The following is a 17,736-nucleotide window of genomic DNA, read 5'->3' on the forward strand; positions in this document are numbered from 1 at the left end:
GTCCACCGCGCCGCAGCGGAATCGGCGTGTGACGACCGGGCCGGTGGTGCGCGGCGCGATCAGCCGGCGAAGGTGAACAACTCGAAGCCGACCGCGTGCGCTGCGGGGAACCCGCCCTTGGGACCCGTTGCGCGCGTAATGATCTCGTCCACCTGCTGCTCGACCGGCACCGAGCTGAGTACCTGCAGATAACGCCGGTGCGCGGACAGTGAAGCCCGCGCCTGCTCCAGGTGGGCGCCGACATCGACGGCGTGGGTCATGACCGGCCCGACCACGGCGGCCCAGCGCGCCGACCACGGTGCCAGATCGGCGATCTCGGGGAAGATCCACTCGTTGCCCGCGTCGGAGATGGCGTCCATCGCCGAGCGGCCCACCGCGCGGTGATCGGCGCTGTTGACGAACCCGGGCGCCCAGGTGTCGCCGAAGTTGAACAGCACCACCATCTCCGGGCGGTGCCTGCGCAGCGCGGCGGCCAGTTCGCGCCGCAACGCGAGCCCCTCTTCGATCCGGCCGTCGGGATGGTCGAGGAATTCGACGGTGTGCACGCCGACTTCGCGAGCGCCCGCGATCTCCTCGACCTCACGCAGCGGCCCGGCCTGCGCGGGCGGCATCCCCGCGATTCCCGCTTCGCCACGGGTGACGAGCAGATAGCGAATGTCCTTGCCCTGCGCGGTCCACCGCGCCACGGCCGCGGCCGCGCCGTATTCGATGTCGTCGGGATGCGCGACGATCACCAGTCCGCGCTGCCAGTCTTCAGGTACCTGATCCACCCGGCCCATGCTAAGCGCAGACGCCCGGACTACGGCTTGATGAGCGGGGCCTTGTCGTCGGCTCCGGACACCGCCTTGTACAACAGGTACAACCCGGTACCGATCGCCGCGATGACCAGAACCGGCAGCAGCGCCTCGATCAGCGCCCCGAGGATCCAGAACGCGATCAGTGCGACCACGACGATGCCGATGACTTTCCAGACCATGATGTGCTCCTCGCCAGTTCCGCGACCGCCGACCGGCGATCCGACACTGTCGATGCTGCCACCGGCGAACCGATAAATCACCAGGTCAGCACCGATATCGGGGGCGATTTCAGGGTTCACCCCGAGACCGTGTCCCCGTCAAACGACCACGTCGAGCCGGGCGGACGTCCATAATCGGGGCCTCAGCGCGAGGAGGAGCCCATGGAACCCATCGTCACGATCGCGAGCGGCACGGTGCGCGGCCGGACCGAGGCAGGCGTCACCCGTTTCCTCGGGGTGCCCTACGCGGCGGCGCCGGTCGGCGCGAAACGCTTCCAGCTGCCCGAGGCGGCGCCCGCGTGGGACGGGGTGCGCGAGGCCACGGACATGGGCGCCACCTGCGCGCAGTCGCCGTATCCGGCGCCGATCCACGCCCTGATCGGCAGCGACGGGATTCCCGGCGACGAGTACCTCAACGCGAACGTGTGGACCCCGGATCCGGCGGCGAGCGGGCTGCCGGTGCTGGTGTGGATTCACGGTGGCGCGTTCGTGCGCGGGTCCAACGCGCGCGCGATCTACAACGGCGCGGCGTTCGCGCGCGACGGCGTGGTGATGGTGTCGATCAACTACCGGCTCGGGGTCTCCGGGTTCGCCGCGATCGAGGGAGCGCCGCTCAATCGTGGCCTGCACGACCAGATCTTCGCGCTGCGCTGGGTCCGCGAGAACATCGCCGCCTTCGGTGGCGACCCGGACAATGTGACCATCTTCGGCGAGTCGGCGGGCGGGATGAGCGTGGCGGCGCTGATCGCCGCGCCACAGTCGACCGGGCTGTTCCGGCGGGCGATCATGCAGAGCGGCAACGGGTCTGTGGCCGCCGACGCCGAGGACGCCCGAAGGGTCGCGGTCGCGCTGGCCGACGAGCTCGGCATCGCGCCGACCGCGGCCGATTTCGGCAAGCTCGGGCCGGACGAGCTGCGCACCGCGCAGAACGCGGTCGCGCTCGCGATGATGACCGACCCGGATCCGCAGCGCTGGGGCACCTCGGTGATCGGGCAGGGCATGGGCATCATGAGCCTGTTCCCGGTGATCGACGACGACATCGTGCCCGGCGCGCCCACCGCGGTCCTGGCCGAGCATCCGGAGCGCGCTGTCCCGCTCATCGCGGGCACCACCGCCGAAGAATTCCGCTTCTTCACCGTCCCGACCGGCATCACCGCCGCCGTCACCGCCGACACCCTGCCGTTCGTGCTCACCCGCTACGGCATCGATCCGGCTGTCGCGCAGACCTATTCGGCCCAGCGCCCGGACGCGACGCCCGACGAGATCTTCAACGCGATCCTCACCGACTGGTGCTTCCGCGCCGGCACCGTCGACTTCGCCGAGGCCAATGCCGCGGGCGCGCCGACGCACGTCTACGAATTCGCTTGGCCCACCGGTCTTCCCGGGCTCGGCGCGTGCCACGTGCTCGAGGTGCCGTTCGTCTTCGACGCCATCGACGACGCGCATTCCCTCACCGGACCGAACCCGCCGCAGTCGCTGGCCGACGAAATCCACGCGGCCTGGGTGGCATTCGCGACCAGCGGCGATCCCGGGTGGGCCGCCTTCGACGGCGAGACCAAGCGGGTGCGCATCTTCGACACCCCGGAATCGTCGACGGTCGAGGACCTTCGATCGGCCGAACTCGACGCGCTGCGCCAGACCATCGCCTGACGAGAAACGGCCCCGTCGCCGGGGCCGTAAGTCGTTGTCCGTCTCCGGTTATCGCGGGCCGACGGGACGGTCGGCCAGATCGGCCAGTGCCTGGGCCCAGCCGTCGAGGCGGTCGGCGGCCTCGCGCAGGTCGGCGACGATGCCGTTGAACTGGTAGGCGACCACGGTGTCCTCGGGAACGGCGAGAATGCGGGCCGCGGCGGCGACCAGCTGCTCGTACTCGACGACGCCGGTCTCCAGTCGCGCGAGCACGCCGGTGACGGTGGTCTTCAACGCGGTCACCGTCTCGGGGTTGGCGCGGCCGACGGTGTCGGCGGCCTGTTCCATCGCCACGATGTCGGTGGCCAGCGCGTGCAGCGCGGCCGCGCCGGAGCGGGCCGTCTCGAGCAGGTCGCGCAGCTCGTCCTCGGGCAGGCGACGGGTACGGGCGATCTGGGCGCCGAGACCGTGCAGGGCACGTTCGGCGCGGATCAACCGCTGGATCGGACCGCGGGCCACCGACCGCAGCCCGGGTGACTTGCGCGCGACGAAGGCCGCCTGCGGCAACGGCTGACCGCGCAGCTGCAGATACCGCCGGGCGCTCAACGCGGTACCGGTCACGAAAGCGACAGCGCCGCCACCGATCACGACGACCGCCCAGGCCGGCGCCGACACCACGGCCAGACCCACCGCACCGACGGTGGTGATGCCCGAGGCGGTGCCGAGCTGAAAACTGCGCCTGCGCGCCCGCCGACGACGGCGTAGTTCGCGTTCACGCGGATCGGCCCAGCGCCGCACGGCGACCATCGCCTGCTCGCCGACCTCCCGCAGGGTCGCGGGCACACCACCGGTCGCGGTGGGGCGCGTCAACGCCGCCGGATCGACGATCTCGGCTCGCTCACGCCGTGTTCTCCCGCTCATGCCCTCATCCTTCCGCCGCACCGGCCAGCTCCGCAGCGTCCCAGGTCTACCACCTACCCCTGACAAGCCCACAGCCGCCGGACCAGCCCCGCACGACCCGACCTCGAGAAGGGTCCGCCGCGCAGCGGCGGTCGCGGCCGTCCCGGCGATCAGGCGCCGTTGCGTAGGCGACGAAGGAGCAAGCAACGGTGCCTGATCGCCGGGACACAAGGGGCCGCGACTCGAGCGCGCCAGCGCTCCGATATTACTGCTGCGCGGTCTGTCCTTTGTTGATCTGCGGTGCCTGGGCGGGCTGCTGCTTGGCCGGGTCGATCGCCTGGGCGTTGTTGCCGGTCGGCAGGGCGTCACCACGCATCGAGGCGCGGATCTGCTCGAGCTTGCTGTGCCCGGCCATCTGGATGCTGGCCTGCTGGACCTCCATCATGCGACCCTGCACCGTGTTCTGCGCCAGCTCGGCGGCACCGAGCGCGTTGGCGTAGCGCCGCTCGATCTTGTCGCGCACCGCGTCGAGGCTGGGGGTGGAACCGGGTGCGGACAGGGTGGAGTCCATCTGCTGCAGCGAGGCCGAGACCTGCTCTTGCATCTTGGCCTGCTCGAGCTGGCTGAGCAGCTTGGTGCGCTCGGCCACCTTCTGCTGCAACATCATCGCGTTCTGCTCGACCGCCTTCTTGGCCTGTGCGGCGGCCTGCAGGGACTGGTCGTGCAGCACCTTGAGGTCTTCCACCGACTGCTCGGCGGTGACCAGCTGGGCGGCGAACGCCTCGGCGGCGTTGGTGTACTGGATCGCCTTCTCGGTGTCGCCCGCGGCGGCAGCCTGATCGGCCAGCGTGACGGCCTGACGGGCATTGGCGTTGAGCTTCTCGACCTCGTCGAGCTGGCGGTTCAGCTTCATCTCCAGCTGACGCTGGTTACCGATCACCGACGCCGCCTGCTGCGACAGCGCCTGATGCTGACGCTGCGCCTCCTCGATAGCCTGCTGAATCTGGACCTTCGGATCCGCATGCTCTTCGATCTTGGAGTCGAAGAGGGCCATCATGTACTTCCAGGCCTTCACGAACGGATTAGCCATCGATTGATCCCGCCTCCATCTGTGCGTCGCTCGTGCGACTGGTGGTGCGCGACCGTCACGCACCAGATATGTGCTTATCCTTCACCATGCGGCACCCGAGCCGGTGAGACCGGCCCCATCGACGCCTGATGAGAATCTATCCGTTCTCACCAGCGGTGTGCAGCGTCTCGCGTGTCCGGCACGTGGTTCGCCGCGTCACATTCCCTTCACCAGTACCAGCATCTCGGCCCTCGGCGCCGGGATGACGATGCGGGTGTCCTCGGCGATGCCGATTCGCGGGCCCTGGTCGGCCGACATGCTCGCGGCGGCCGACTCGGGCGCGGCGGCCGGTTCGGCGACGGGCTCGGCCGCGACGGGCTCGCGCTCGGTGGCGGGGCCGGTCAGCGCGGGCTCGCGCGGCGCGGAACCGTCCGCGCCCGCCATGATGGTGCTCACGTCCCACAGCACCCGCGACAGCGGCACGTCGAGTGCCTCGCAGATAGCGGCGAGCAGTTCACTGGAGGCTTCCTTGCGGCCGCGCTCCACTTCCGACAGATAGCCGAGGCTCACGCGCGCCGAGGTCGACACCTCGCGCAGCGTTCGATGCTGGGCGAGACGCGCACGCCGCAGACTGTCCCCGATTGCCTCCCGCAGCAGCGTCATCTCGTTCTCCTCCACCTCGTGTCACCGCCGTAGCGGTGCTCACCTCTTTCTGGCACAACGTCGAGCATCGGCCGGTGGTTCCCGGACACGGTCAGTTCGTCGTCACACAGCGCAGCAACTCCCGCACCGCGCTGTGCACCGCACCGATTCTGATCGTCCACCGGTCGCCGTGCAGTTTCAACCGGACCACTTCGCTGTGACTCGGACCGGCCAATCCGAGGTATACCGTCCCGACCGGGTGCTCGTCCTGGGAATCGGGTCCGGCGACCCCGGTCAGGCCGACACCCCAGTCGGCGCCACAGCGTTCCCGCGCGCCCACCGCGAGCTGCTCGGCGGTCGACGCGGCGACCGGCCCGTCGACCCGAAGGATGTCGTCGTCGACGCAGGCCAGCCGGTTTTTCAGGTCGGTGGCGTAGACGATGAGACCGCCGCGCAGCACCACGCTGGCGCCGGGTACACCGGCCACCGTGGCCGCCAGCAGACCCGCGGTCAGCGATTCGGCGGTGGCGACGGTCTGACCGGCCGCGGTCAGCGCCTGGACCAGTTCGGCGACCGGAGCGCCGTCGACGAGCGGATCGCTCACGAGCGGGACTCGCCGCGTCCGCGTCCCCCTGCCAGCCACACCCGGGCCGCCTGGCCGACGTAGTCCAGGCCGGTGATCACGGTCAGCGCCACGGCCGCGTACATCAACACCATGCCCGCGGTCGCGAAGGCGCCCGACAGCGGCAGCAGCAGCAGCGCGATGGCGATCGACTGCACCAGCGTCTTGAGCTTGCCGCCGCGGCCCGCCGGGATCACGCCACGGCGGACCACCACCAGCCGCAGCAGTGTGATGCCGATCTCGCGTCCGACGATGACCACGGTGATCCACCAGGGCAGATCACCCAGGATCGACAGCCCGATCAGCGCAGATCCGATCAGCGCCTTGTCCGCGATGGGGTCGGCCAGTTTGCCGAAATCGGTCACCAAACCGTATTTGCGGGCCAGTTGCCCATCGAAGCGATCAGTGATCGCCGCCAGCCCGAACACCGCGGCGGCGATGACGCGCCAGCGCGTGTCGTGCCCGCCGTCGACGAACAACGCCAGCACGAACAACGGGACAAGCACGATGCGCGCGACGGTCAGCACGTTCGCGATATTGAGCACGGGAACCTGCGCCTCGGCGCGGTCCGGCACCGCCCGCGGCGGCGCGGCCGCCTCCCACCCGCGGTCGATCTCTTCAGGTCGCACGCTCATGCCCTGCCCTCTCGGCACTCACCGGCACTGCGCCGAAATCCACACGTTTTGCGCGCGGTTTGCTCGCGCGGACAGTGCCGTCCGATCCGGTCGTCGAGCCCGGCGCGATGCGGTGAGCGGATCGACAGGATGTGCGGCACACGTTCAGACTATCGGTAAGCGGGCCGACTACTGTGCACCCCATGACCTCACGGGGACCACTGGGTGGTTCGACCAGCGACGCGCATCCCGTCGCGCCCTCCGCGGCGCCTGTTTCCGGCGTGGTCGTCCGACGAGCCCGAACCTCGGATGTCCCCGAGATCAAGCGCCTGGTCGACGAGTACGCGGGCCGCATCCTGCTGGAGAAGAACCTGGTCACCCTGTACGAATCCGTCCAGGAATTCTGGGTCGCCGAGCTCGACGGCCAGGTCGTCGGCTGTGGTGCGCTGCACGTGCTGTGGGCCGATCTGGGCGAGGTGCGCACCGTCGCCGTCGATCCGGTGGTGAAGGGCCGCGGTGTCGGTGGCGCCGTCGTCGAGCGGCTGGTCGCGGTCGCGCGTGAGCTGCAGTTGCAGCGGTTGTTCGTGCTGACCTTCGAGGTGGACTTCTTCGGCAGGCACGGTTTCGTCGAGATCGACGGCACGCCCGTCACCGCCGAGGTGTACGCCGAGATGTGCCGGTCCTACGACACCGGTGTCGCCGAGTTCCTCGATCTGAGCTACGTCAAGCCGAACACCCTCGGCAACACCCGCATGCTGCTGACTCTCTGAATTTCCGCAAGTCCACCGCGAGAAAGTGATCGACCGTGCCGATCTTCGCCGTCCACTACACCTATTCCGAGGCCACCGCGGCCGACCGGGCGACCAACCGCCCCGAGCACCGCGGCTGGCTCAACGCGCTCGTCGACGCGGGCACGGTGCTCACCAGCGGCCCGTACCCGGACGGTACCGGCGCGCTGCTGATCTTCCGCGCCGAGGACGCGCCGTCGCTGACCACGCTGCTCGCCGACGACCCGTTCGCGAAGCTGGGCCTGATCGACGCCGTGCGCGTCGTCGAATGGCTGCCCGTGATGGGCGCCTTCGCCGAGTGACCGGCCGCTGACACAGCACTGCCCGGAACCACGATGGTTCCGGGCAGTGCGTGTTCAGGAGGAGGTGGTGTTGCGGGTCTTCAGCAGGCTCGCCACCGTGGCGACGATCAGAATGCCGATGATCACGCTCAGCGACACCGGGGTGGAGATCTCCGGCACGCTCACGTGCTCACCGCCGTTGATGAACGGCAGCGTGTTCTCGTGCAGGGCGTGCAGGACCAGCTTGATGCCGATGAACGCCAGAATCGCGGCCAGACCGTAGGACAGGTACACCAGGCGGTCGAGCAGACCGCCGATGAGGAAGTACAGCTGCCGCAGGCCCATCAGCGCGAAGGCATTGGCCGTGAACACAAGATAGGGCTGCTCCGTGAGGCCGTAGATGGCCGGAATCGAGTCCAGCGCGAAGAGCAGGTCGGCGAAGCCGATGGCCAGCAGCGCCAGCAGCAGCGGGGTCACCACACGTTTGCCGTCGATCCGGGTGACGAGTTTGTCGCCGTCGTACTGGTCGGTGGTCGGCAGGATCCGCTTGGCCAGCGCGACGATCCGGCTGTCACGTTGCTGCTCGTGCTCGACCTCGTGCCCGCTCTCGCGCAGCAGATTGATCGCGGTGTAGATCAGGAACGCGCCGAACAGGTAGAACACCCAGCTGAACGCGCTGATCGCGGCCGCGCCGACGGCGATGAAAACACCGCGCATCACCAGCGCCAGCACGATGCCGATCAGCAGCACCTTCTGCTGGTAGATCCGCGGTACGGCGAAGGTGCTCATGATGATCAGGAAGATGAACAGGTTGTCCACCGAGAGCGCCTTCTCGGTGACGAAGCCCGCGTAGTACTCCCCCGCGTAGGTGCCGCCCCATTTCCAGGCGACGAACAGGCCGAACAACAGGGCCAGGCTGATGTAGACGGCCGACCAGAAGCCGGATTCCTTGAACGTCGGTTCGTGCGGTGTCCGCACGTGGGCGAAGAAGTCGAAGACGAACAGGCCGAGGATCACCAGACCGGTGATCACCCACTCGAGCGTGGTCACCTGCATGTGGTGGTCCGATCGATGAAGTTCATGCGACCCATCATGCCCGAAATGTCCGTTTCAGTCGGCTTTGCGGAACGATTGCCCGCCATGATTTCACACACACGCGGCCTGACCTGCACGTGCCCCGGTCGGCGCGTCGGAAAAATCCGTTTCGCGGCGCATCCCGCGCTGCTACCGTCGACGCATCGTCGCAAGACCCCCGCACCACGAGAGGAGCTAGCCGTGAACGGATCCACCGCGCAGTACGAACGCCGTGTCGATATGCACCGGCTACCCCTTGGGTGCCGGGCTGCCACAACGCCTTTCGCGCGTTCGTAGCGCCTGCTGACCGGCTGCACACCGGCCTGATCCAGGCACCTCTCCCACACCCGTACGCCTCCGCGCCTCCGGTCCCTCCTCGTTCGTCGCCGTCTGCTTCCGGCACGGTCAGAGCAAACCAGCAACGCGCACCGACCTATTCGTCCTCGGCACCGCCGGGGTCGCCGCCACGAATCGACCACAGCAACCCGTCCAGCTCGTCGGGCTTGATCAGCACATCGCGCGCCTTGGAGCCCTCGCTGGGCCCGACGACGCCGCGGGTCTCCATCAGGTCCATCAACCGGCCCGCCTTGGCGAAGCCGACCCGCAGCTTGCGCTGCAGCATGGAGGTGGAGCCGAACTGCGAGGTGACCACGAGTTCCACGGCCTGCAGCAGCACGTCCATGTCGTCGCCGATATCGGGATCGACGTCCTTGACCTCACCGGCCTTGGCGGCGGTGACGCCCTCCTGATACTCGGGTTCGGCCTGGGTCTTGCTGAACTCGACGACCGCGTGGATCTCCTCGTCGGAGATGAACGCCCCCTGCAGACGGGTCGGCTTGCCCGCGCCCATCGGCAGGAACAGGCCGTCGCCCATGCCGATCAGCTTCTCCGCGCCCGGCTGGTCCAGGATGACGCGCGAGTCGGTGAGCGAGGAGGTCGCGAAGGCAAGGCGCGAGGGCACATTGGTCTTGATCAGGCCGGTGACCACGTCCACCGACGGACGCTGGGTGGCCAGCACCAGGTGGATGCCCGCCGCACGCGCCTTCTGGGTGATCCGCACGATCGCGTCCTCGACGTCGCGCGGCGCGGTCATCATCAGATCGGCGAGCTCGTCGACAATGGCCAGGATGTACGGGTAGGGCCGGTAGACGCGCTCGCTGCCCAGCGGCGCGGTGATCTGACCCGACTTCACCTTCTTGTTGAAGTCGTCTATGTGGCGGACCTTGTTGGCCTGCATGTCCTGATAGCGCTGTTCCATCTCCTCGACCAGCCAGGCCAGCGCGGCGGCGGCCTTCTTCGGCTGGGTGATGATGGGCGTGATCAGGTGCGGAATGCCTTCGTACGGGGTGAGTTCCACCATCTTCGGGTCGATCAGGATCATCCTGACCTCTTCCGGCGTGGCCCGGTGCAGCAGCGAGATCAGCATCGAGTTGACGAAGCTGGACTTACCGGAACCGGTGGAGCCCGCCACCAGCAGGTGCGGCATCTTGGCCAGGTTCGCCGAGACGAACTCGCCCTCGATGTTCTTGCCGAGGCCGATCACCAGCGGATGGTGGTCGTTGCGGGTGTGTGGCGACTTGAGCACGTCGGCCAGGCGCACCAATTCGCGGTCGGCGTTGGGCACCTCGATACCGACGGCCGACTTGCCGGGGATCGGCGCGAGCAGGCGCACGTTCTCGGTGGCGACGGCGTAGGCGAGGTTACGGGCCAGCGCGGTGATCTTCTCGACCTTGACGCCGGGACCCAGTTCCACCTCGTAGCGGGTGACGGTCGGGCCGCGCACGAAACCGGTGACGGCGGCGTCGATCTTGAACTGCACCAGCACCTCGGTGATCGCCTCGATCATCGATTCGTTGGCGGCCGAACGCTTCTTGGGCGGATCGCCGTCGAGCAGCAGGGTCAGCGGGGGCAGCGTGTAGTCGCCGTCGACGACGCGGTCGGTGACGAACTCCGGCTCCGGCGGCGCGGGCGGGGTCTGGTCGACGACCTTGGCGGGCGGGCGTTTCCGCGCCGGTTTCGGTGCGGGCGCGGGCGGTTCGTCGACGATCGGCTTGGCGTCGCGCAGCGGCGGTTCGCCGAGGGACTCGGTGAGCGCGTCGGAGCCGCCGAACTCGTCGGGCGGATAGTTGTCGTCGGGGGTCTGGCCACGGCGGCGGGTCCGGTTGCGGTGCACCGGGAATCCGTCGGCGTCGTAGTCGGCCGGGTCGTACGGGTCGTCGTCGCCTGCGTGCTCGCCGAGGCCGAAGTACTCGCTCAGGGCCGCCGGCACCTCACGCACCGTGGTCCCGGTGAGCAGCAGCACGCCGAACACCATGGCCAGCAGCAGGATCGGCAACGCCAGCCACGGCGTGAGCCCCTGCCCGAGCGGACCGCCGATGGCGTAACCGAGCGCGCCCGCCGCCCGCGAACGGCCATGGGCGTCGGTGGGTGACCCGGCGGCCAGATGCCACACGCCCAGCGCGGGCAGCACGACGAGCAGCCCGCCCAGCACCAGCCGCGGCCGGATCTCCGGATGCGGCTCGGTGCGCATGAGCAGTACGGCGAGCGCGATGAACAGCAGCGGTGCCAGCCCACCCGCCGTTCCCGCGATCGCGCGCACGACGTCTTCGAGGAAGCGCCCGACCGGACCGCCCGCCGACATCCACATGGCGGCGGCGATGATCGCGCTGACCGCGATGAGCGCCAAGCCGATCCCGTCGCGCCGGTGCCCGTGCTCGATCTCGCCCGCGCGGCTCAGGGTGCGGGTGGTGGCGCCGACGCCGCGCGCCAGCATGGTCCAGCCGCTGCCGACGCCGCGACCGATCACCGCCAGCGGCGCCGTGTCCGACGCGCGCTTGACCGGCCTGCGCGCGGGTGCGGTTCGCCCGCGTGGCGCCGCCGACGCTCGCGGAGTCGTCGAACGAGATCGCGCCGACGGCGTCTGCCCCCTGCTCGATCCCGCCCGCGCCCGAGAGGTCGTGGTGCTGCGGGACTTACCTGCCATGACCATCAGGCTAGCCGCTCGAGCACCGCCCGGACCATCCGCAACACTGGTCCCACCCCGGTTGCGACCGTGATCTCACCTGGATGCGCAGGTCGCGGGGCCCCGGTCAGCGCGGGGAAATCTCGCCGGCGACCGCGTTTCGCGGTGTTTCGGCGCCGGCGCGACCTGAGCAAAACCTTTCAGATCCCTTGTGATCGGCTCGAATCCGGGCGCCGCAGGGTGGCGCGGAGGACGCAACGGTCGGTACGTTGTCACCCGGTCCACCAGGTTGTGGCCAGGAATACGAGGGGAATCAAGTGAAAAGAGTTTTCACCGGCGCGGTGGTCATGACCGCGACCATCGGCGCGCTACTGGGCGGCCACATCGCGCCGGCGCAGGCGCAGGCCAGCAACTACGGCGCGCTCGCGCTCTCGCGTAACGGCGCGTCCAGCATCACCGCCAATTACGGCAGCTACGCCGCGGCCGAGTCGGCCGCCATCGCCGGCTGCCAGCGTAGCGGGGGCGGCGCCGGGTGCGACGTGAAGATCTCGTGGCGCAACGGATGCGGCGCGCTCGCCGAGTCGAGCCGCTCCTACAGCTGGGCCTCGGCCTCCTCGCTGCGGGCGGCCAAGCGCGGCGCGCTCAACGCCAACCGCGGCGCGGCCACCATCATCAACTGGAACTGCACTTCGGGCTACGAGGTCTGAGTCGCGCACGACCCGCCGGAAACTCACTCCGGCGGCATATCTCAATTGGGGAGATCAGTGAACAACCGCATGTTCAAGACGGCGGTCGCCGTGACGGCGGCCGCCGCCGCGCTCGGCTTGACCGCGTGCAGCAGCAGCAGCGAGCCCTCCGCCGGGGCCCCGACGACCACCGCGGGGGCCGCGTTCGAGGACGGCAAGAAGGTGGAGGGCACCCAGGAGGGTGACGCGCCGATGACCACCGCCGTGCCGGTACTGCCCGCGCCGACGGTCGACGAGCTCAACGCCCGCTTGGACAAGGCCATGGCGGGTCAGCTGACCGCCGAGGAGAAGGCGACCTTCATCGAGGACGCCGAGCGCGACCCGAACCTGGTCGACAAGTTCGTCGAGGCGGCGAAGAAGAACAACGTCAAGGCCAAGATCACCAGTGTCGGCACGCCCGCCGACGGCAAGGTGAAGGCACCCGCCGACGTCACCATCGACGGCACCCCGGTCCAGGGCGCGACCGTGGAATTCGTGGCCTCCGAGGGCGGCTGGCGCGTGTCGCACGTGTTCACCTGCAACATCGTGAAGTCGGCCAAGCTCGACTCCGCGGCCTGCCAGGCCTGACGCGAGACAACGAAAACCGCCGGGCGACACTGTCACCCGGCGGTTTCGTGTTTCGCCTAGGTCAGACGCCGATGACCGTCGGCACGATCATCGGGCGGCGACGGTAGGTGTCGGCGACCCAGCGCCCGACCACGCGCCGCACGCCCTGGGCGATGCGGTGGGTGTCGGTGATGCCCTCGCCGGCCAGCCGCAGCAGCTCGGCCTCCACCAGTTCGTTCGCGCCGTTGAGCGCGGCCGGGTCGTCGGAGAAGCCGCGTCCGTTGATCTCGGTGCTGACCGCCTTGCCGGTGGTCGCGTCGATGACGACGGTGATCGAGATGAAGCCGCCCTCGCCGAGGACAAGGCGGTCCGACAGAGTCGACTCGCCGACGTCACCGACCGAGAGGCCGTCGACGTAGACGTGCCCGACCGGCACCCGGCCGACGATGGAGGCGATGCCGTCGACCAGGTCGACCACCACGCCGTCCTCGGCCAGCACGACCCGCTCCTCGGGAACGCCGGTCGCCACCGCGAGCGCGGCGTTGGCGCGCAGGTGCCGCCATTCGCCGTGCACCGGCATGGCATTGGTCGGGCGCACCGCGTTGTACAGGTACAGCAGCTCACCGGCCGAGGCGTGGCCGGAGACGTGCACCTTCGCGTTCTGCTGGGTGATGACCGTCGCGCCGAGCCGGGCCAGCCCGTTGACCACCGCGAACACCGAGTTCTCGTTGCCGGGGATCAGCGAGGAGGCCAGCACGATCAGATCGTCGGCGCGGATGTTGATCTGGCGGTGGTCGCCGCGGGCCATCCGGGCCAGCGCCGAGAGCGGCTCGCCCTGGGAGCCGGTGGAGATCAGCACCAGTCGGTTGCCGGGCAGGTTCGCGGCCTGATCCAGGTCGACGACCACATTGTCGGGCACCGTCAGGTAGCCCAGGTCCTGCGCGATCTGCATGTTGCGCACCATCGAGCGGCCGACGAAGCAGATCTTGCGGTTGTACTTCTGCGCCACGTCGACGACCTGCTGGATGCGGTGCACGTGGCTGGCGAAGGAGGCGACGATGACGCGGTTGCGCGCCTTGCCGATGACATTGTCGAGCACACCACCGATCTCGCGCTCGGGGGTGACGAAGCCGGGGACCTCGGCATTGGTGGAGTCGACCAGGAACAGGTCGACACCCTCGTCGCCGAGGCGGGAGAAGCCGGCCAGGTCGGTGAGGCGGCCGTCGAGCGGCAGCTGGTCGAGCTTGATGTCACCGGTGTGCAGCACGACGCCCGCCGGAGTGCGGATGGCGACCGCGATGGCGTCGGGGATCGAGTGGTTGACCGCGAAGTACTCGCACTCGAACGGGCCGTGCACGGTGGTCTCGCCCTCGGCGACCTCCATGAGCTTGGGCTGCAGCCGGTGCTCACGGCACTTGGCGGCGACCAGCGCGAGGGTGAACTTCGCGCCGATCACGGGGATGTCGGGGCGGTTGCGCAGCAGGAACGGCACCGCGCCGATGTGGTCCTCGTGACCGTGGGTGAGCACGATGGCGACGATGTCGTCCATCCGGTCCTCGATGGGCTGGAAGTCGGGCAGGATCAGGTCGACGCCGGGCTGCTGATCCTCGGGGAACAGCACACCACAGTCGACGATCAGCAGCTTGCCGTTGTACTCGAAAACGGTCATGTTGCGGCCGATTTCGCCGATGCCGCCGAGCGCGAACACGCGCAGGCCGTTCTTCGGCAGCTTCGGCGGGGCGCCGAGCCGGTCCTGGGCCGCCTTCTCGCGGGGTTCGGCGGCCGGTGCTGCGCCACGACCGCGGCCACCGCCCTGGCGGCCACGACCACCACCGCCACGGGACTGCTGCTGCGGCGCCTGCTCGGCGGCGGGCTTGCTCTTGGCGCGGCGCGAACCGGCCTTCTTCGGCACGGTGACCTGCTCCTCGGCGACGCTGATCAGGTCGGTGCCCACCTCGGCCTCGCCGACCAGGTTCGCCTCGGCGACGATCTCGGCGACCGGCGTCGCGGCCGGTTCGGGCTGCTTCGGGGCGGCCTGCGGCGGTGCGACCGGAGTGGGTTCGGGCGCGCCTGCAGCGCGGCTGGCGGAACGGCGACGGGGCTTGCGAGCGGCCGGTTCGGTCATGCCGACACCCCCGCGGCCTGCAGATCCAGCGCCAGCGCGTCGAGCTGCGCCGGCGTGGGCATCAGCTGGGGCAACCGGGGTTCACCCACCTCGACACCGAGCAATCGAAGAGCTCCCTTGCACATCGCCACACCTCCCAGGCGGGTCATGGCCGCGAACAGCGGCAACAGTGTCGCGTTGATCTCCCTGGCCCGGGCAACGTCACCGGCGGTGTACGCCTGGTGGATCTCGCGCAGGCGTTCGGGCACGAGATGACCGATCACGCTGATGAATCCGGTGGCGCCGACGGAGAGCCAGGGCAGGTTGAGCCCGTCGTCGCCGGAGTAGAAGGCCAGACCGGTGGTCGCGATGAGATCGGCGCCGGAGACCAGATCGCCCTTGGCGTCCTTCACCGCGACGATGTTCGGGTGGTCGGCGAGCCGGCGGATCGTGTCGATGGCGATGGGCACCACCGACCGCGGTGGAATGTCGTAGAGGGTCACCGGCAGCGAGGTGGCGTCGGCGACCGCGGTGAAGTGCGCGATCAGGCCCTCCTGCGTGGGCCGCGAGTAGTACGGGGTCACGACCAGCAGGCCGTGCGCGCCCGCGTTCTCGGCGGCGCGCGCCAGCTCGAGCGAGTGCGCGGTGTCGTAGGTGCCCGCGCCCGCGATCACGGTGGCGCGCTCGCCCACAGCGTCGACGACGGCGCGCAGCAGGTCGGACTTCTCCGATTCGGTGGTGGTCGGCGACTCACCGGTGGTGCCCGAGATGGCCAGCAGATCGACGCCGCGGTCGACCAGGCGCGCCGCCAGGGCCACACCGGCATCGATGTCGACCTTGCCCGCAGCGCTGAAGGGGGTCACCATCGCGACACCCACCGTGCCGGACGCGTGCAGCTCCGTTGGCGTCGATTCACCGTTCGTCATGGTCAGAAAGGCTACCCGGTCCCCAGTTGAGCCTCGACACCCTAGCGCCCGATCCATCTGCCGGTGGGTGTCTTTCGCCGCCTGCCTGCCCCGAGGGTGACATCACCGCCGCCCTTGCGTGATGTCAGATATGACAGCACACTGATGTCATGGATCTGAACGCTCATACCGCGCGGCTGCGCGAGGAACTGATCGCCGCCGCTGCGCTCGGCGACGAGAAAACGCAGGCCACCGCCGCCGCCCTGGCCGCGGCGGTGGAGAGTTCGAGCCGGCTCGTGCTGTTGTCGGCGCTGTCGGAACTGGCCGCCGAGATCAGCACCGAGCTCGGCGACCGCACCGTGCACGTCCGTCTGGAGGGCACCGAGGCGGTGGCCGACGTGCGCAAGAACACGCCGTCGGGCTCCGAGGAACCGCCGACCTTCGAGGAGATGACCGGCGACATCAGCCGGGTCACCCTGCGCCTGGTCGAACAGCTCAAGTCCAAGGCCGAGGAGGCGGCGGCGCAGAACGGGCAATCGCTCAACTCGTGGCTCTCGGGCGCGGTCACCGGGGCGCTGCGTGATCAGATGCGCGGCCAGGGCCCGAAGGGCTGGTAGCCGGGCACCCTCACAGCAGCGGCGCGAGGTCACCGCGCTCGCCGACGACGACGTCGTCGAGTTCGAGCCAGTCCGCCATCTCCCGCAGCGCACCACGCAGTGCGTCCGCGGTCTCGGCGGTGGCGTAGCCGGGTTCGGCGAACGCGCCGGGTGCCAGCAACCTGCCGCTGCCGCGCTCGGCGCGCAGGTCGACGCGGCCGACCAGGCGGCCGTCGAGCAGGAACGGGAAGACGTAATAGCCGTGCACCCGTTTGGGTTCGGGCGTGTAGATCTCGATGCGGTAGTGGAAGTCGAAGATCCGCTGGGTGCGCGGCCGGAAGAAGATCAGCGGATCGAACGGGCACAGCAGGGCGGCGCCGGTGATCGTGCGCGGGGTGCTCGCCTCCGGGTGCAGGTAGGCCGGTGCGTCCCAGCCGTCGACGTCGACCGGGATCAGTTCGCCCGCGTCGACCAGGTCGGCGATCGCGGGCGCGGTCTGGCGGCGGTTCAGGCGGTAGTAGTCGCGCAGGTCGGTCTCGGTGCCGATACCCAGCGCTCGGCTGGAGCGGCGCAGCAGTTCGCGCACGGCGTCGTCCTCGGTGACCTCGCGGTCGCGGACGTCGGCCGGGACGACGCGTTCGGTGAGGTCGTAGAGGCGGGTGAAACCGGCCCGGCGCGCGATGGACAGCTCCCCCGCGGCGAAGAGCTGTTCACAGATCATCTTGGTGTCGCTGAGGTTCCACCAGGTGCCTTTGGGGCGCGGCTTGTCCAGCTCCAGATGACGTTCGATCTCGCCCGCGCTCGCGGCGCCGACCTCGGTGACGACATCGAGGATGTCCTTGCCCAGAGTCGGGTTGCGCTCGACGACCTTGCGCATGCCCGACCAGCGCCCGTTCCGGTACTCGGCCATCCGCCAGCGCATCAGCGGCCAGTCCGCGACCGGGATGAGCGCGGCCTCGTGCGCCCAGTACTCGACCAGGCCGCGGCGGGCCCGCGGGCTGTCGCTCCACGCCGCGCTCTCGAGCAGACTGCGATCGTAGGGGCCGATCCGGCTGAACACCGGCGCGTAATGCGCGCGCACCACCGCCGACACCGAATCCAGTTGCAGCAGACGGGTTCTGGCGACGACATCGAGGACGGCCCGTCGATTCGGCTTGGCCGGCCGGCGTTTCCCGAAACCCTGCGCGGCCAGCGCGATCCGCCGGGCCGTCGCCGCATTCATCCGCTGCATCCCCTCACCCTG

Annotated in this window: 18 protein-coding genes; 6 read left to right on the forward strand and 12 right to left on the reverse strand. The window is 69.4% G+C overall.

Annotated features, from left to right (window positions below; translation table 11 throughout):
- Window positions 1-59: 59 nt before the first annotated feature.
- Both IEY60_RS04710 and IEY60_RS04715 read right to left on the reverse strand, forming a co-directional pair.
- Complete coding sequence (locus tag IEY60_RS04710) at window positions 60-770, reverse strand: PIG-L deacetylase family protein (protein WP_189024138.1); 711 nt, start codon at window positions 768-770, stop codon at window positions 60-62.
- A gap of 29 nt (window positions 771-799) precedes the next feature.
- Entirely contained in the window at window positions 800-976 is a 177-nt protein-coding gene (locus tag IEY60_RS04715; RefSeq protein ID WP_189024141.1) for a hypothetical protein, read from the reverse strand.
- Between the two features lie 201 nt (window positions 977-1,177).
- Between IEY60_RS04715 and IEY60_RS04720 the strand changes: the two genes are divergently transcribed.
- Entirely contained in the window at window positions 1,178-2,665 is a 1,488-nt protein-coding gene (locus IEY60_RS04720) for a carboxylesterase/lipase family protein (RefSeq protein WP_189024143.1), read from the forward strand.
- Between the two features lie 48 nt (window positions 2,666-2,713).
- Here IEY60_RS04720 and pspM read toward each other — a convergent pair whose 3' ends face one another.
- The 5 genes from pspM to pgsA form a co-directional block, all read right to left on the reverse strand.
- Entirely contained in the window at window positions 2,714-3,565 is an 852-nt protein-coding gene (pspM, locus tag IEY60_RS04725; RefSeq protein ID WP_229739537.1) for a phage shock envelope stress response protein PspM, read from the reverse strand.
- 244 nt (window positions 3,566-3,809) lie between these two features.
- Window positions 3,810-4,634 carry a PspA/IM30 family protein gene (locus tag IEY60_RS04730; RefSeq protein WP_189024145.1) on the reverse strand — a complete coding sequence of 275 codons (825 nt, stop codon included), beginning with the start codon at window positions 4,632-4,634 and terminating at the stop codon, window positions 3,810-3,812.
- Window positions 4,635-4,829: 195 nt separating this feature from the next.
- The gene (locus IEY60_RS04735; protein ID WP_189024147.1) at window positions 4,830-5,276 is read right to left on the reverse strand and encodes a helix-turn-helix domain-containing protein; all 447 of its coding nucleotides are present in this window, start codon (window positions 5,274-5,276) and stop codon (window positions 4,830-4,832) included.
- 91 nt (window positions 5,277-5,367) lie between these two features.
- The gene (locus IEY60_RS04740) at window positions 5,368-5,859 is read right to left on the reverse strand and encodes a CinA family protein (RefSeq protein WP_189024149.1); all 492 of its coding nucleotides are present in this window, start codon (window positions 5,857-5,859) and stop codon (window positions 5,368-5,370) included.
- Entirely contained in the window at window positions 5,856-6,512 is a 657-nt protein-coding gene (gene pgsA, locus IEY60_RS04745; RefSeq protein WP_189024151.1) for a CDP-diacylglycerol--glycerol-3-phosphate 3-phosphatidyltransferase, read from the reverse strand. Before pgsA ends, IEY60_RS04740 begins: the two co-directional genes overlap by 4 nt.
- 182 nt (window positions 6,513-6,694) lie before the next feature.
- On the opposite strand from pgsA, the gene IEY60_RS04750 reads away from it, so the two are divergent.
- Both IEY60_RS04750 and IEY60_RS04755 read left to right on the forward strand, forming a co-directional pair.
- Window positions 6,695-7,261 (forward strand): amino-acid N-acetyltransferase, encoded by a 567-nt coding sequence (locus tag IEY60_RS04750; RefSeq protein ID WP_189024153.1) that lies wholly within the window; start codon window positions 6,695-6,697, stop codon window positions 7,259-7,261.
- A 35-nt stretch (window positions 7,262-7,296) separates the two neighbouring features.
- Complete coding sequence (locus IEY60_RS04755; protein WP_189024155.1) at window positions 7,297-7,581, forward strand: YciI family protein; 285 nt, start codon at window positions 7,297-7,299, stop codon at window positions 7,579-7,581.
- 54 nt (window positions 7,582-7,635) lie between these two features.
- On the opposite strand, the gene IEY60_RS04760 is transcribed toward IEY60_RS04755, so the two are convergent.
- Together IEY60_RS04760 and IEY60_RS04765 are read right to left on the reverse strand one after the other, a co-directional pair.
- Window positions 7,636-8,616 (reverse strand): TerC family protein, encoded by a 981-nt coding sequence (locus IEY60_RS04760; protein WP_189024157.1) that lies wholly within the window; start codon window positions 8,614-8,616, stop codon window positions 7,636-7,638.
- A 451-nt stretch (window positions 8,617-9,067) separates the two neighbouring features.
- Window positions 9,068-11,617 (reverse strand): DNA translocase FtsK, encoded by a 2,550-nt coding sequence (locus IEY60_RS04765; RefSeq protein ID WP_189024159.1) that lies wholly within the window; start codon window positions 11,615-11,617, stop codon window positions 9,068-9,070.
- 296 nt (window positions 11,618-11,913) lie between these two features.
- Here IEY60_RS04765 and IEY60_RS04770 point away from each other — a divergent pair, with 296 nt between their 5' ends.
- Window positions 11,914-12,303 carry a DUF4189 domain-containing protein gene (locus tag IEY60_RS04770; RefSeq protein ID WP_189024161.1) on the forward strand — a complete coding sequence of 130 codons (390 nt, stop codon included), beginning with the start codon at window positions 11,914-11,916 and terminating at the stop codon, window positions 12,301-12,303.
- Window positions 12,304-12,360: 57 nt separating this feature from the next.
- Window positions 12,361-12,909, forward strand: a complete 549-nt coding sequence (locus IEY60_RS04775; protein ID WP_189024163.1) for a WKL family lipoprotein — start codon at window positions 12,361-12,363, stop codon at window positions 12,907-12,909.
- Window positions 12,910-12,970: 61 nt separating this feature from the next.
- Here IEY60_RS04775 and IEY60_RS04780 read toward each other — a convergent pair whose 3' ends face one another.
- Entirely contained in the window at window positions 12,971-15,013 is a 2,043-nt protein-coding gene (locus IEY60_RS04780) for a ribonuclease J (RefSeq protein WP_229739538.1), read from the reverse strand.
- Window positions 15,010-15,918: a 4-hydroxy-tetrahydrodipicolinate synthase gene (gene dapA, locus IEY60_RS04785; protein WP_189024165.1), complete on the reverse strand. Its 909-nt coding sequence runs from the start codon at window positions 15,916-15,918 to the stop codon at window positions 15,010-15,012. Before dapA ends, IEY60_RS04780 begins: the two co-directional genes overlap by 4 nt.
- A gap of 149 nt (window positions 15,919-16,067) precedes the next feature.
- Here dapA and IEY60_RS04790 point away from each other — a divergent pair, with 149 nt between their 5' ends.
- Window positions 16,068-16,514, forward strand: a complete 447-nt coding sequence (locus tag IEY60_RS04790) for a toxin-antitoxin system HicB family antitoxin (RefSeq protein ID WP_189024167.1) — start codon at window positions 16,068-16,070, stop codon at window positions 16,512-16,514.
- A 10-nt stretch (window positions 16,515-16,524) separates the two neighbouring features.
- Here IEY60_RS04790 and IEY60_RS04795 read toward each other — a convergent pair whose 3' ends face one another.
- Window positions 16,525-17,724 (reverse strand): winged helix-turn-helix domain-containing protein, encoded by a 1,200-nt coding sequence (locus IEY60_RS04795; RefSeq protein WP_189024169.1) that lies wholly within the window; start codon window positions 17,722-17,724, stop codon window positions 16,525-16,527.
- Window positions 17,725-17,736: the final 12 nt, after the last annotated feature.

It is taken from the genome of Nocardia rhizosphaerihabitans, assembly GCF_014646295.1.
GTDB lineage: Bacteria > Actinomycetota > Actinomycetes > Mycobacteriales > Mycobacteriaceae > Nocardia > Nocardia rhizosphaerihabitans.